The sequence below is a fragment of the Yersinia nurmii genome (genome assembly GCF_001112925.1).
GTDB lineage: Bacteria > Pseudomonadota > Gammaproteobacteria > Enterobacterales > Enterobacteriaceae > Yersinia > Yersinia nurmii.
Genome location: NZ_CPYD01000014.1, coordinates 91,766 through 106,772 on the forward strand (window position 1 = coordinate 91,766; position 15,007 = coordinate 106,772).

A 15,007-nucleotide genomic window follows, 5' to 3' on the forward strand; every position below is an offset into this window, starting at 1 on the left:
AGACAGATGGGGCGACATTCAAGCCGCCCCACCTACCAAATATTTTATTTCACCTGGCGCTTCTGATAATCACCAGCCGCTTTCACAAAGCCGGCGAACAACGGGTGACCATCACGTGGCGTCGAAGTAAATTCTGGATGGAACTGACAAGCGACAAACCAAGGATGGTTAGGCAACTCGATGATTTCCACCAGCTTGTTATCAGCAGAGCGCCCGGCTACGCGTAGACCGGCAGCTTCAATCTGCTTCAACAACATGTTGTTTACTTCATAGCGATGACGATGGCGTTCAACGATGGTTGGTTCGCCATACATCTGACGTACCAAGCTACCATCGGTCAGGTTGCATTGCTGCCCACCCACACGCATGGTACCCCCCAAATCGCTTTCTTCCGTACGGACTTCAACGTTGCCGTCTTCATCACGCCATTCGGTGATCAATGCAACCACCGGGTACTTACAGTCTGGCACAAATTCCGTGGAGTTGGCGTTCTCCATACCCGCGACGTTACGGGCAAACTCCATCAGTGCAACTTGCATACCCAGGCAAATGCCCAGATAAGGAATATTGTGTTCACGGGCATAACGCGCCGCAGTCACCTTGCCTTCTACACCGCGATAGCCGAAACCACCTGGGATTAGAATAGCATCCAGCCCTTTCAGCATTTCTTCGCCGCGGGTTTCTACGTCCTGTGAATCGATCAGCTTGATGTTAACGGTCAGACGGTTTTTCAACCCGCCGTGTTTCAACGCTTCGATCACGGATTTGTAGGCATCCGGCAGCTCAACGTATTTGCCGATCATCCCGATGGTCACTTCGCCACCCGGATTGGACTCTTCATATATTACCTGTTCCCACTCGGCAAGATTTGCTTCAGGACAAGTTAAGCTGAATCGTTTACAAATATAATCGTCAAGGCCCTGTGATTTCAAGAGGCCTGGGATTTTATAAATGGAATCAACGTCTTTAAGGGAGATAACGGCCTTTTCTGGCACATTACAGAACAGAGCGATCTTCGCCCGTTCGTTAGCAGGAACTGCGCGATCGGAACGACAAATCAGCACATCAGGCTGAATACCGATGGAAAGTAGTTCTTTAACCGAATGTTGTGTTGGCTTAGTTTTCACTTCGCCAGCCGCGGCCAGATAAGGAACCAGCGTCAGGTGCATATACAAAGTATGCTCGCGGCCAACGTCTACCGCCATCTGACGAATCGCTTCCAAGAACGGCAGAGATTCGATATCACCTACGGTGCCACCAATTTCGACCAATACCACGTCGTGGCCTTCGCCGCCTTCGATGATACGTTCTTTGATCGCGTTGGTAATATGAGGAATAACCTGGATAGTTGCACCCAGATAATCGCCACGACGCTCTTTACGCAGAACCTCTGAGTAAATACGGCCAGTGGTGAAGTTATTGCGGCGGGTCATTTTGGTGCGAATGAAGCGCTCGTAGTGCCCTAAATCCAGATCGGTTTCAGCACCATCTTCGGTGACGAAAACTTCCCCGTGTTGTGTCGGGCTCATGGTGCCCGGATCCACGTTGATATACGGGTCCAGTTTCATGATGGTAACGTTGAGGCCACGGGCTTCAAGAATAGCCGCCAAGGAGGCTGCGGCAATGCCTTTACCCAGAGAGGATACGACCCCGCCGGTCACAAAAATATAATTAGTTGTCATGCTGAACCTGAGAGTTTAGGTTTAAAGACGATGGAAGAACCAAGACGGGAAAGTAGTATACTCGAACCTTGGTTTCGCTACAAATGATCTCAACGCCTCGCAGAGTTTTACTCATGAAAAGCGCGCTGAACACCGTCTTCCTATCCGTTATAATTCAATATATTAACGTAATTGAAATTCAACAACCATCCATCAAATGAATTAAAACACGTTAGATTTCAGTTTCTTGCTTTTTAACCTGCTGCCATGCGGCTTCCATTTCGGCTAAAGAGGCCTCTTCCATAGTGCGGCCAGAAGCGGTAACTATTTGTTCTACCTGACGAAAACGTCGCTCGAATTTACGGTTTGCCGCCTGCAAAGCATTTTCAGCTTTATGGCCCAAATGGCGGGACAGATTCACTGTCGCAAACAGCAAATCGCCGATTTCCTCTCCCAGCTTCTCCTCGTCCACCACCGCCTGTTTCGCTTCGAACATCACTTCGTCGATTTCTTCGTATACCTTGTCCAGCACTGGGCCAAGCGTATCCCAGTCAAAACCAACGGCGGCACAGCGTTTCTGGATTTTATGCGCCTTCATCAACGCCGGTAAAGCGTTTGGAATATCATCCAACGCCGAGTACAACGCCTTATCAGCCCGTTCACCGGCTTTGCGTTGCTCCCAACCGGCAATAATTTCTGCGCTATCCATTACCTCAGGCGATTGGCCCGAAACAGGAAAAACGTGAGGATGGCGGCGCACCAGTTTGTCGCTGATGGCATTGCAAATATCATCGAAGGCAAATAGCCCCTGCTCTTGCCCCATTTGGGCATAAAACACCACCTGAAACAGCAAATCGCCCAATTCATCACGCAAGTCGGGATAGTCCTGCCGCTGAATCGCGTCAAGCACCTCGTAGGTCTCTTCCAGTGTGTAAGGCGCGATGGTGTCGAAAGTCTGCTTACGGTCCCACGGACAGCCGTTTTCCGGGTCACGCAACGTGCGCATGATATCCAACAGACGTTGTAAGGCAGAAGCGGTGGAATCAGAGGCGGTTTCAGTAGGCGTCATAGCGGTTTATTCACTTTTGTTTTTTGATAATCAAGGTGTAACGTGCGCAGGAGAATTGATGCTAACCAGCGCTCCACTCACAAGTAGAACGCTGGTCAGAGCTAACTAAAAGGGCAACGTGTGGCCCGGATCGCCCACTAGCAGATATCCCCCGTTAGTTTAATTACCGTGCAAGCGGCGGGCATCTATCACATCCGGCAACTGATTGAGCTTAGCTAACACCCGACCTAATACCTGTAGGTTATAGATTTCAATATCCATATCGATGGTAGCCAGCATCTTTTTGGTATCACTACGGCTGGCGACACCCAGTACGTTGACTTTTTCGTTAGCCAAAATAGTGGTGATGTCACGTAGTAAGCCGCTGCGATCGTTGGCTGTGACCCGCACCACCAGCGAATACCCACTGGAATAGCTTTCTCCCCATACTGCATCAACAATGCGTTCCGGCGCGTGAGATTGCAGATCCAGCAGTTGTTCACAATCGGCGCGATGAATGGAAATCCCCCGCCCCTGAGTAATAAAACCCACGATTTCATCACCCGGAATCGGCTGACAGCAACGTGCGATGTGATGCATCAGATTACCGACACCTTCCACCACAATGCGTCCGCTGTCTTTACTGCTATTGCGGGATGGCTGCTGGGTTTTGTTGGTCAGATGGCGTAACGCCTCCAGATCGGCTTCTTCCGCCGTAGGTTTGTTAAGCTTCCCTTGCAGGAAGTTCACCATCTGATTTAGACGAATATCACCGCCGCCAATGGCCGCTAACACTTCATCCAGAGAATTCATGTTATAGCGTGGAACCAGCAGCTTTTCGGCCTCTTTCAGGCTGATATCCATATGTTCGAGTTCGTCGTCCAGCATCTGACGACCAGCCAGAATATTTTTATCGCGATCCTGTTTCCGGAACCAGTTATGAATCTTGGAACGACCGCGACTGGTGGTGACATAACCGAGGTTCGGGTTCAGCCAGTCACGGCTTGGATTCGGCTGCTTTTGGGTGATAATTTCGATCTGATCGCCCATTTGCAACTGATAGGTAAAGGGCACAATGCGTCCGCCGATCTTGGCTCCGATACAACGGTGACCCACGTCGCTGTGGATATGATAGGCAAAGTCCAGCGGCGTAGAACCGGCTGGCAAATCAATTACATCGCCTTTTGGCGTAAACACATACACCCGATCGTCGAACACCTGGCTACGCACTTCATCCAGCATTTCGCCAGAGTCGGCCATTTCTTCCTGCCACGCGATCAGTTTGCGCAGCCAAGCAATACGCCCTTCATAGCCTGAACGTCCTGCTGCAACCGCCCCTTCTTTGTATTTCCAGTGAGCGGCGACACCCAGTTCCGCATCCTCATGCATCTGGCGGGTTCGAATTTGAATCTCCAGCGTTTTTCCACGCGGACCAAGCACCACGGTGTGGATCGACTGATAACCATTAGGCTTAGGGTTGGCTACGTAGTCGTCGAATTCATCTGGCAAATGACGGAAATGAGTATGCACAATACCTAATGCAGCATAGCAATCTTGCAAGCGCTCAACCACCACGCGCACCGCGCGAACGTCAAACAGCTCATCGAACGCCAGCGACTTCTTCTGCATTTTGCGCCAGATACTGTAGATATGTTTAGGACGGCCATAAATATCCGCTTTGATTCCTTCATCAGCCATGGCTTGACGTAAAGAAGCAACAAAATCGTCGATAAACTGTTCGCGATCGATGCGGCGCTCGTGAAGCAACTTGGCGATCTGTTTGTATTCATCAGGATGCAGATAACGGAAACAGAAATCTTCCAGCTCCCATTTAATCTGACCAATCCCCAAACGGTTAGCCAACGGCGCATAGATATTGGAACATTCCTTGGCCGCCAGCACGCGTTCATCTTCCGGTGCGTCTTTGACTTCCCGCAGATGAGCGATACGTTCCGCCAGTTTAATGACCACACAGCGGAAATCTTCCACCATTGCCAGTAGCATACGGCGGACATTATCCACCTGCTCTGAACTCATCGAATCATTAGTGGTGGCCTTGAGCTGGCGAATGGCATCCATATCCCGCACGCCGTGCACCAGATAGGTAATGCCTTTGCCAAACTGTTCGGTCAGGGTTTCTTCATTAACCACATTGGCATCAACCAATGGGAACAGCAGCGCCGCGCGCATACTGTCGTTATCCATACTCAGGGTGGAGAGGATTTCAACCATTTCAAGGCCGCGCCACAGCAGTAGCGAGGCATCGGGATGACCTTGTGTATGTTGTTCACAATAACGCCAAGTTTCGGCTAATCGCTCACATGACTGCGGGTTGGGAAGACCCAAGCTGGCGATCCAATCGTCGAGAGCAAACTCGCCCGCCGGATTCAAATGTGCACTTCTTACCGCAACCATAACTTCTCCCTACTCAGCGGCCAGTGGATCCTGTTGTATAAACAGCGCCATTGACTCAAGATGCCCCGTGTGCGGAAACATATCTAACATTCGCACACGTGCAAGACGGTAACCGGCGTCGATCAGCACGTGGCTATCTCGTGCCAAAGTGGTGGGATTACAAGAGACATATACCACCCGCTTCGGCGCCAGCTTCACTATATGTAACATGACCCCGGCCGCACCTGCCCGCGCCGGGTCCAGCAATATTTTATCAAAACCTTGGCTCGCCCAAGGCTGTTTATTGATCTCGTCCTCTAAATTCTCATGAAAGAACGAAACATTAGCTAAACCATTAATCTGCGCATTATATTGCCCATTAGCTACCAGTGTCGCAACTCCTTCTATACCCACAACTTGCAGGGCATGGCGCGCTAACGGCAAAGTAAAATTACCCATACCGCAGAATAAATCCAAAACGCGCTCATTCGATTGCACATCCAGCCATTCCAGCGCCTGCGCCACCATTTTCTCATTTACCGTGGCATTGACCTGAATAAAATCGCGCGGATTAAACGCTAAGCGTAGACCTTCTATCTGATAGTAAGGCTCCTCACCGCTTAAACGCTCAATATGATCGCTGTCGGGAGCCAGATAAATCGCGACCTTTTCGCGCAGAGAAAAAGCCTGTAACGCAGCGCGATCGGCGGTACTCAAGCTATCAAGATGGCGTAGTGTCAGCAACGGTCCGTTATCGGCCAGCACCAATTCTACGTGTCCTAAGCGTTTAACGGCCCGCAGTTCTGACAAACAGCGATAAAGCGGCGCTAACAGGCGCTCGAGCTCTGGTCGCAGTACCGGGCAGGTTTTTATCGCCACCAAATCGTGGGAACCGACTTTGCGAAACCCCATGATCAAACGCTGCTGTTTAGGTTGGTAGTACAACCCTAAGCGCGCTCGCCGTCGATAACCGTATTCAGTCCCGCAGATGACAGGCTCTGCCTCCACGGTCACGCCAGTTTCTCGCGCAATTAAGCGTTGCAGATGAGCAGCCTTACTGCTCTGCTGTAAGTGGGTATCGGCATGTTGCTGCTGGCAGCCGCCGCAGGTTCCAAAATGCGGGCAATGGGGAGCGACTCTCTCAGCACAGGGCTTCAGTAAACGCTGAAGCTTCCCACGGGAAAACTGACGTTTTTCTTCGGTTAGCTGTATCTCGGCCTGCTCTCCGGGTAGCATACCGGGGACAAAAATAGCCTTACCTTGATAATGTGCAACGCCCTGCCCTAAAGGATCTAGGTCGTCAGCGGTCACGGTTATCATTTGCCGAGTCGTCACGCGGCGGTTTGGAGAGTAGAATTGCGCCATAATTATTGATGAGTATGCGTTGGTTTTCGTAAGCTGCTAATTCTCCCACATTGGAATACCATGACCAAATACAGTCTTCGCGCGCGCATGATGATACTAATCTTAGCTCCCACGCTGCTTCTTGGGCTATTACTCAGTACATCTTTTATGGTGCATCGATATAATGAACTGCAAAACCAAGTAGTTAACGCAGGAACCAGTATTATCGAACCGCTGGCGGTTGCCAGTGAATATGGAATGACGTTCCGTAATCGAGACACCGTCAGACAGTTAATTAATCTGTTACATCGCCGTCATTCAAATATTGTGCGTTCAATTACCGTTTTTGACGCAGATAATAATCTTTTTGTCACATCCAACTATAATTACAACTCGTCACAATTAAGGTTGCCGAATAATATTCCGATCCCCAGTTCTTTGATGCTGACCTACCGAGGGGATTCGTTAATCTTAAGAATGCCCATCGTCTCGGAATATAATATCTCCAGTGACAGGCCACCAGAAGCCAATATTAGCAACCGTCCGTTGGGTTATATTGCCATCGATCTGGATTTACAATCAGTACGACTTCAGCAATATAAAGAAGTATTTATCTCTACGTTATTGCTATTGTTCTGCCTGTGTATTGCCATTTTGTTTGCCTATCGTCTGATGCGCGATGTTACCGGCCCTATCCGTAATATGGTGAATACCGTAGACCGGATTCGGCGCGGCCAGCTGGATAGTCGGGTGGAAGGACACATGCTGGGAGAATTGGATATTCTGAAAAACGGGATTAACTCGATGGCCATGTCGCTGGCGGCCTACCACGAGGAAATGCAGCAGAATATCGATCAGGCCACCTCAGATCTGCGGGAAACGCTGGAACAGATGGAAATCCAGAACGTTGAGCTGGGTCTGGCGAAGAAACGGGCGCAGGAAGCGGCGCGAATTAAATCCGAGTTTCTGGCCAATATGTCCCACGAATTACGCACGCCGCTGAATGGCGTAATCGGTTTCACCCGTCAGACGCTAAAAACCGCCCTAACGCCAACTCAAACAGATTACCTGCAAACCATCCAGCGTTCAGCCAATAATCTGCTGTGTATCATCAATGACGTATTGGATTTTTCCAAGCTAGAGGCCGAAAAACTGGTTTTGGAGCATATTCCATTCCCGCTACGTGAAACCCTTGATGAAGTCGTTATTTTGCTGGCTCACACCGCACATGAAAAAGGGCTGGAACTAACGCTGCACGTCAATAATGATGTGCCTGAACAAGTGGTAGGCGACGCTATGCGCTTGCAGCAAGTCATGACCAATCTGCTGGGCAATGCCATCAAGTTTACCGAAAATGGTAACGTAGATATCCACGTAAGCCTGCTATCGCAGACAGCACGACAAATTAAGCTGGCGGTGGAAATTCAGGACACCGGCATCGGTATTTCCGAACAGCAGCAGTCTCAGCTGTTTCAGGCTTTCCGCCAGGCAGATGCCAGCATTTCCCGCCGCCACGGCGGCACCGGGCTAGGCTTGGTAATAACCGAGCGTCTGGTGAAAGAAATGGACGGCGATATTAGCTTCCGTAGCGAATTAAATCGTGGCTCAACCTTCCGTTTCCATATCACTTTGGATCTCAACGAAGGCATGGTCTATCGCCAGCCAACCATGGAGCAGCTCGCCGGCAAGCATTTAGCCTATATCGAACGGAACCCGGCGGCGGCGCAGGCCACGTTGGATATGTTGAGCATTACGCCTCTGCGAGTGACTCACAGCCCGACCCTAGCTCAACTTCCTGATAAATATTACGATTTCCTACTGGTCGGCGTTCCGATTCCTTTCCGCACGAATATGGCAGGTCATCAGGATAAACTGTTGGCAGCACTAAAAATTGCCGATCATGTAATTCTGGCGTTACCAAGCCAGTCTCAGGTTGATGCTGAGCAATTAAAACAGTTAGGTGCCAAAGCCTGTTTGGTGAAACCGATTTCCAGCAATCGCCTGATGCCACTGTTGCTGAGGGAAGACCCGCTAGCATTACCCGCACCAAACGAAAACGAACCAAAAAGACCGCGTCTGCCGCTACGCGTGATGGCGGTGGATGACAATCCTGCGAATCTAAAACTGATAGGCACGCTGCTGGAAGAACAGGTGGAAGAAACCATTCTGTGTGAAAGCGGTGAAAAAGCCATTGCCGTCGCCCGCGAACATGCTCTGGACGTGATTTTGATGGATATTCAGATGCCAGAAGTGGACGGTATTCGCGCCAGTGAGTTAATTCATCAATTACCTAATCATGTTAATACGCCAATAATTGCCGTCACCGCACACGCCATTAGTGGCCAACAGGAGCAGTTCCTCAAGCTTGGTATGGCTGATTATCTGGCTAAACCTATTGATGAAACCCGGTTGACGCAGGCACTGGCGCGTTTTTATCAACATGAACAAACGACCGTTCAGAATTCTGCCGCGGTAATTACCTCGCGATCTGCGGGCTGGGAAGATTCGATTAACTGGCCGCTAGCTATCCGTCAGGCCGCCAATAAAGAAGATTTGGCGCAGGAGCTATTGGTTATGTTATTGGCGTTTCTCCCGCAGGTCACACAGCGGGTCAACGCCATTGTGGAAGGCGCAGACGACGAGGATATCGTTAATCTGATCCATAAATTACACGGTAGCTGCGCGTGCAGCGGCGTTCCGAGACTAAAACGGCTGTGTTTCTATATTGAGCAACAGCTACGGCAAAAGGCTGACAATCAGGATTTATTGCCCGAATGGTTGGAATTACTCGATGAAATAGAGAATGTCATTCAGGCAGCGAAAATTCATATAGACCAACCGCCGTCGCCTGAATCAAAGGAAAGTTAAACGGGAATAGGTAAAATTCGGGGCCGAAATATTCCGGCCCCGAATCGCTGATAATTACTGAGCTAACAGATAAATATCGGTATCACCACGATGAATACTCAAAGCCAGCACTGCAGGCTTAGCATCGAGAATCTTACGTAACTCACCGAGATTTAGCGTCGGTTTCTGGTTTACACCGGTAATAATATCGCCTTTTTTCAGGCCGATACGCGCAGCGGCAGAGCCTTCTTTCACGCTATCTACCTTCACGCCTTTCTTACCTGCGGCATCAAAGTTGCTCAGTTCAGCGCCTTCAATCCCTGTGTAAATATTGCCAGACGCAACCTGTGCCTGAGAACCCTGCTCCAGCGTGATATCGACGGTAATCGGTTTACCTTCCCGCAACAGGCCCAGCGTTATTTTGCTGCCCACCGGCAGTGTGCCAATCTCAGCGCGGAAGGCGGCAAAGCTGGAGATGGCTTTTCCGTTCATGGTCACAATCACATCACCGGCTTTAATACCGGCTTTTGCCGCTGAAGACTTCGGCAATACCTGACTGATAAAGGCACCTTTCTGTGCGTCCACGTTCATGGCTTTAGCCAATTCGGAGTTCAGTTCGGTCCCCATAATTCCCAGTTCGCCGCGTTTCACTTGGCCAAACTCCACCATTTGCGACGTCAGGTTTTTCACCATATTACTTGGGATAGCGAAACCAATACCGATATTGCCACCGTCCGGAGCCAGAATAGCGGTGTTAATCCCGATCAGTTCACCGTTCAAATTCACCAGAGCGCCGCCGGAGTTACCACGGTTAATTGCAGCATCGGTCTGGATAAAGTTTTCGTAGTTTTCAACGTTCAGGCCACTGCGCCCTAGTGCCGAAACGATACCGGATGTTGCAGTTTCTCCTAATCCATAAGGGTTACCGATCGCTACGGTATAGTCACCCACCCGCAGTTGATCGGAATCGGCCATTTTGATCGCCGTTAGATTTTTAAAGTCTTTCAACTGGATCAAGGCAATATCGGTACGCGGATCTTTACCGATCACTTTGGCGTCGAATTTACGCCCATCGCTCAACTGCACCTGAATTTTATTCGCATTTTCTACTACGTGGTTATTGGTCACCACATAGCCTTTCGCAGCATCAATCACTACGCCAGCACCCAATCCACGGAATTCTTTCTGAGTTGGCTGACCATCGCCTCCCCCCTGCCCGCCCTGACACAGCGGTGAACCCTGGAAAGGCGAACCCTCCTGACACAGCGGTGAATTTCCGCCGAAGAACTGTTGGAACTGATCTGGCATCCCGGTACTTTTTACCGAAGCACTGCCTTCCACGTTGATGCTGACCACCGATGGCATGACCTTTTCTAGCATCGGCGCCAGACTAGGGAGCTGCTGGGTGCTGGATGAGGCGGTTTCTGCGGCAACGGCAGAGACCGGCCCCATGGCGAAACCAATGCTTAATGCCAATGCGCTTAACACTAACGTTGTTTTTTTCATGGGTCGGTTCTCTTTCTCTCTATATACAAATAGCAAGTTAATTAATAGTTTCTGACTAACTAATCGAGTCATGCAAAGTAAGAGTAGCCGTCAGAGCCTAAGTTCATTAATACTGAATCTGTAATAGTAAAAATTGTTTACCGTCTTTACAAAACTCGACCTAATAAAAGTTAAATAATAAAACGGCAGCAGAAACTTATTCTGCCGCCATCAAACGACGATATTCATCATAGGCATAAAGATCGGTCATACCGCTGATGTAATCCTGAATCAATCGAGCCCGATAATAATATTCGCTAATCTCTCGCTGCTCGGCGGATAAATGGCTCAAACCTTCTACTGCCTCGACATAGGCTAAACGGTGCTTAATCGAAAGTTTATGGTATAAGCGGGTTTCAATCGGATAACCGCGATGACTGTCCTCCGCGACCAACTGAGCGAAAGCCGCCTGCGGCATAGAGAGTAACGGGCTGTAAATATCAAGCAACCCACTGATAACCCGATAGCCTTGTAGCTCAAGTTGTTCAACTTCCGGATGATTAAATACGTGTTTTGCCGCTACAGATTTAAAAATCTGTAATAATTTACAGGCTGGACTGGAATCCTCTAATAACGCCTGATTAAAGGTTCCATTAAATACGCTAGATAAATTATCAATAAATCGTTGAGCGGCATGGGGAACCAATTTACCGACGGTATATACCCGTAAATACATAAAGAATTGATCTTCCGAACTCCTTCGCCCTTGAATTCGTTCAACCTTCCGCGCCGCATTCCAAATTATTTTATCAAACAAATCGCCGGATACGACTTCACCCCATTCGTTCTTCAAATGTTCAAATAGCTGTTCCACGGTAAAGATGCTCTTTTCTACCGCATCTTCCAGATCGGCAATACAGTAAGAAATATCATCGGCAGCTTCCATAATATAAGTCAGCGGGAAGCGATCGAATTCTCCCATATTCAATTCTCGTCTCAACCGCTCAACATATTCTTCTTCCGCCAAATAGAAACCGGGTTTTTTCATCAAATAGCTGTGGCTGGGAGGCGGGGGCGCAGACCAATAGGCAGGGCGGGTATATTTTAAAATACAACCAACCTGCGCGTAAGTCAGATTAAGCTTCAGCAAGGTATAAACCAAACGAATAGCTTGAGCATTACCTTCAAAATGACTGAGATCCTGTCGAATACGGCTGCGCAGCTGGTTCAATTCCTGCTGTCCTTCTGACAATCGCAGAAAACTAACCTCGCAACGATCCTGAGTTTGCGGCTCCGATCCGCAGCTAGCGGGGTCCATACGGCGGGAAAACCAATTATTGATTGCAGATTCGCCAAAATGTCCAAAAGGTGGGTTGCCGATGTCATGCATCAGACAGGCCATTTCTACAATACTTTCAAAAGGATCATGTAGCTTATCCAGACCTAATTCGTCGATCCGTTTATCTTGTTTAAAGCGATTCAGTATTTCTTTAGCAATGTGCCGCCCCACCTGCTGAACCTCTAGCGAGTGGGTTAAGCGGCTACGAACCGCCGCATTACGTTCTAACGGAAAAACCTGAGTCTTTTGCTGTAAACGCCGAATAGCCGCCGAATTGACGATGCGCCCGCGATCGCTCTCAAACTGGCGCACAATGTCATATTCATCTTCCGCGGTAATCGTTTGACTAAACGGACGCTGGAAACTGATTTTCTGCTTAAAGTCGATCCCGGACATCATTCCCCCCTGACGGTTGCACCCTTATATCCACCCGCGACGCAACGCCATTGCACATTACCTGCAGCTCACTACAATGATAACCTACTGACAGAGAAAAACATGGTTATCCCCTTTTAAAAATTAGCGAGTATTCAAAATGAAAGTAGGAATTATTGGCGCGATGGAACAAGAGGTTACTCTGCTACGCGACAAGATAGCAAACCGCCAGACCTTGTCACGCGCAGGCTGTGAGATCTACACCGGCCAGTTGTATGGAGTAGAGGTTGCCCTGCTGAAATCCGGCATCGGTAAAGTCTCTGCGGCAATGGGCACCACATTATTACTGGAACATTGCCAGCCTGACGTCGTCATTAATACCGGCTCCGCCGGCGGCCTAGCGGCCTCGCTGAACGTGGGTGACATTGTAGTTTCCGAAGAAGTGCGTTACCACGACGCGGATGTCACCGCCTTTGGTTATGAGGCTGGCCAAATGGCCGGTTGCCCAGCAGCCTTTACCGCAGATAACGCACTGATCGAACTGGCTGAAACCTGCATCAAACAATTGAATCTTAATGCAGTACGCGGCCTGATTTGCAGCGGCGACGCCTTTATCAATGGCGCAGAGCCTTTGGCTCGTATCCGCAAAACCTTCCCGAGCGTAGCTGCTGTAGAAATGGAAGCCGCCGCTATCGGCCATGTTTGTCACGCCTTCAATACCCCATTTGTCGTGGTGCGCGCAATTTCTGACGTTGCCGATAAAGAATCGCATCTGAGCTTCGATGAGTTCCTGGTGGTAGCCGCTCAGCAATCAACGCTGATGATTGAAGCCATGCTAAAAATGCTGTCCCAGCGCGCGTAAGCATGAAATCAGGCTCACTGACATTCTGCCGCAGAGTCATATTCTGCGGCTTTTTGATCCTAGGAATGGCGATACCCGCATTGGCAGCCGAGCGGGTCATCAGTCTGGCTCCTAGCACGACCGAACTGGCCTATGCCGCCGGTTTGGGGGATAAACTGGTCGCCGTCAGCGATTACTCCGACTATCCTGAAGCGGCCAAAAATCTGGAGCATGTGGCTTCCTGGCAAGGGATTAATGTTGAAAAAATACTGGCGCTTAAGCCAGACCTGATTCTGGCCTGGCGCGGCGGTAATGCCCAACGCCCGCTCGATCAGTTGGCATCATTCGGTATTCCCATCTTTTATTCCGATCCCACTACTATTGAGCAGATCGCCGACGATCTCGATAAACTGGCGGGATACAGCCCTGAACCGCAAAAAGCCCATCAGGCAGCGCAGCAAATTCGCTTACAGCGAGCAGAGCTGGCAAAGCATTATGGAAAAAATCAGCCACTGAAGGTATTGCTGCAATTTGGCACCCAGCCGCTGTTTACCACCTCCGGGCATACCTTACAAAGTGAAGTCGTCGCGCTGTGTGGCGGCGAAAATATTTTTGCAGATAGCCGCGTACCTTGGCCGCAAATCAGCCGTGAACAGGTACTTAACCGCCAGCCAAAGGCTATCGTTATCGCCGGCGGCGATGAACAAATCAAGACGGTTCGCGCCTTCTGGCAGCCACAGCTCGATATCCCGGTTATTGCCGTCAATGAAGACTGGTTTAATCGCGCCAGCCCGCGTATCCTGCTCGCCGCTCAACAGCTGTGCCAGCAACTGGCCAGCATTTCATCCTCTGTCGCGGAGTAATCTCAAATGCTGGTCTATTGGCTGGATATTTTAGGTACGGCGGTATTTGCCATATCCGGCGTACTCTTGGCAGGCAAGCTACGGATGGACCCTTTTGGCGTATTGGTATTGGGCGTGGTGACCGCAGTCGGAGGCGGAACCATTCGCGATATGGCGCTGGCTAATGGCCCGGTTTTTTGGGTAAAAGATCCCACCGATCTGGTGGTAGCGATGATCACCTGTCTGGCGACCATTTTGCTGGTGCGCCAACCACGCCGGACACCAAAGTGGATTCTACCTGTACTGGATGCCATTGGATTGGCGGTGTTTGTGGGCATCGGCGTGAATAAAGCCTTTGCCGCCGGAGCCAGCCCGCTGGTGGCGATTTGTATGGGCGTGATTACTGGCGTGGGCGGAGGAATTATTCGCGATGTATTGGCACGGGAAATACCGATGATTCTACGCACCGAAATCTACGCCACCGCCTGTATTATTGGCGGCATTGTGCATGCCACGGCTTACCATACTTTTGGTATGCCGCTGCAACAGGCTATGATGTTGGGGATGGTCATCACACTGGGTATCCGGCTGGCCGCCATTCGCTGGCGCTTGAAATTGCCCACCTTTGAGATTGAATAGATTAATCTCAATTCAGCCCAGCATTAACGAGCGAAAAACGCCCGTTGATGCTGGACAACTTCCGTTTGCAGTAAACGGCTTCAAGTTGCGAATATCTACTCCAGTGCCGGCCCAGAAAGGGCAAAAAATGCTCTTCCCCACTGACCATATCGACTCACATAAATCCAGTGGCCCTAAACGTCGACTCGACCA

10 protein-coding genes are annotated in these 15,007 nt (G+C 50.0%); 4 read left to right on the forward strand and 6 right to left on the reverse strand.

The window, feature by feature from the left end; all coding sequences use genetic code 11:
* Positions 1 to 44: 44 nt before the first annotated feature.
* From pyrG to rlmD, 4 genes are all read right to left on the reverse strand, one after another.
* On the reverse strand, positions 45 to 1,682 hold the full coding sequence (pyrG, locus tag AD970_RS16040) for a glutamine hydrolyzing CTP synthase (RefSeq protein ID WP_049601261.1): 1,638 nt from the start codon (positions 1,680 to 1,682) through the stop codon (positions 45 to 47).
* A gap of 211 nt (positions 1,683 to 1,893) precedes the next feature.
* Positions 1,894 to 2,730, reverse strand: coding sequence for a nucleoside triphosphate pyrophosphohydrolase (gene mazG / locus AD970_RS16045; RefSeq protein WP_049601264.1), 837 nt, complete (start codon positions 2,728 to 2,730; stop codon positions 1,894 to 1,896).
* Positions 2,731 to 2,889: 159 nt separating this feature from the next.
* Positions 2,890 to 5,124, reverse strand: coding sequence for a GTP diphosphokinase (gene relA, locus AD970_RS16050; protein ID WP_049601266.1), 2,235 nt, complete (start codon positions 5,122 to 5,124; stop codon positions 2,890 to 2,892).
* Positions 5,125 to 5,133: 9 nt separating this feature from the next.
* Positions 5,134 to 6,468, reverse strand: coding sequence for a 23S rRNA (uracil(1939)-C(5))-methyltransferase RlmD (gene rlmD, locus AD970_RS16055; RefSeq protein WP_049601269.1), 1,335 nt, complete (start codon positions 6,466 to 6,468; stop codon positions 5,134 to 5,136).
* Positions 6,469 to 6,528: 60 nt separating this feature from the next.
* Between rlmD and barA the strand changes: the two genes are divergently transcribed.
* Positions 6,529 to 9,315: a two-component sensor histidine kinase BarA gene (barA, locus tag AD970_RS16060; protein WP_049601272.1), complete on the forward strand. Its 2,787-nt coding sequence runs from the start codon at positions 6,529 to 6,531 to the stop codon at positions 9,313 to 9,315.
* Positions 9,316 to 9,369: 54 nt separating this feature from the next.
* Here the strand turns inward: barA and degP are convergent, their stop codons facing one another.
* Together degP and dgt are read right to left on the reverse strand one after the other, a co-directional pair.
* A complete protein-coding gene (gene degP, locus AD970_RS16065) occupies positions 9,370 to 10,800 on the reverse strand; it encodes a serine endoprotease DegP (RefSeq protein WP_049601275.1) in 1,431 nt (476 codons plus the stop codon).
* Positions 10,801 to 10,996: 196 nt separating this feature from the next.
* The gene (gene dgt, locus AD970_RS16070; RefSeq protein WP_049601278.1) at positions 10,997 to 12,514 is read right to left on the reverse strand and encodes a dGTPase; all 1,518 of its coding nucleotides are present in this window, start codon (positions 12,512 to 12,514) and stop codon (positions 10,997 to 10,999) included.
* A 139-nt stretch (positions 12,515 to 12,653) separates the two neighbouring features.
* Between dgt and mtnN the strand changes: the two genes are divergently transcribed.
* The 3 genes from mtnN to AD970_RS16085 all read left to right on the forward strand — a co-directional run bounded on the left by mtnN (position 12,654) and on the right by AD970_RS16085 (position 14,815).
* On the forward strand, positions 12,654 to 13,355 hold the full coding sequence (gene mtnN, locus AD970_RS16075) for a 5'-methylthioadenosine/S-adenosylhomocysteine nucleosidase (protein ID WP_049601279.1): 702 nt from the start codon (positions 12,654 to 12,656) through the stop codon (positions 13,353 to 13,355).
* Positions 13,356 to 13,420: 65 nt separating this feature from the next.
* On the forward strand, positions 13,421 to 14,197 hold the full coding sequence (gene btuF / locus AD970_RS16080) for a vitamin B12 ABC transporter substrate-binding protein BtuF (protein WP_157045561.1): 777 nt from the start codon (positions 13,421 to 13,423) through the stop codon (positions 14,195 to 14,197).
* Between the two features lie 6 nt (positions 14,198 to 14,203).
* The gene (locus tag AD970_RS16085; RefSeq protein ID WP_049601283.1) at positions 14,204 to 14,815 is read left to right on the forward strand and encodes a TRIC cation channel family protein; all 612 of its coding nucleotides are present in this window, start codon (positions 14,204 to 14,206) and stop codon (positions 14,813 to 14,815) included.
* The last annotated feature ends 192 nt before the right edge of the window (positions 14,816 to 15,007 follow it).

Coding starts and splice junctions, on each gene's coding strand:
- pyrG (WP_049601261.1), bottom strand. CDS start 1,682: ATGACAACTAATTATATTTTTGTGACCGGCGGGGTCGTATCCTCTCTG.
- mazG (WP_049601264.1), bottom strand. CDS start 2,730: ATGACGCCTACTGAAACCGCCTCTGATTCCACCGCTTCTGCCTTACAA.
- relA (WP_049601266.1), bottom strand. CDS start 5,124: ATGGTTGCGGTAAGAAGTGCACATTTGAATCCGGCGGGCGAGTTTGCT.
- rlmD (WP_049601269.1), bottom strand. CDS start 6,468: ATGGCGCAATTCTACTCTCCAAACCGCCGCGTGACGACTCGGCAAATG.
- barA (WP_049601272.1), top strand. CDS start 6,529: ATGACCAAATACAGTCTTCGCGCGCGCATGATGATACTAATCTTAGCT.
- degP (WP_049601275.1), bottom strand. CDS start 10,800: ATGAAAAAAACAACGTTAGTGTTAAGCGCATTGGCATTAAGCATTGGT.
- dgt (WP_049601278.1), bottom strand. CDS start 12,514: ATGTCCGGGATCGACTTTAAGCAGAAAATCAGTTTCCAGCGTCCGTTT.
- mtnN (WP_049601279.1), top strand. CDS start 12,654: ATGAAAGTAGGAATTATTGGCGCGATGGAACAAGAGGTTACTCTGCTA.
- btuF (WP_157045561.1), top strand. CDS start 13,421: ATGGCGATACCCGCATTGGCAGCCGAGCGGGTCATCAGTCTGGCTCCT.
- AD970_RS16085 (WP_049601283.1), top strand. CDS start 14,204: ATGCTGGTCTATTGGCTGGATATTTTAGGTACGGCGGTATTTGCCATA.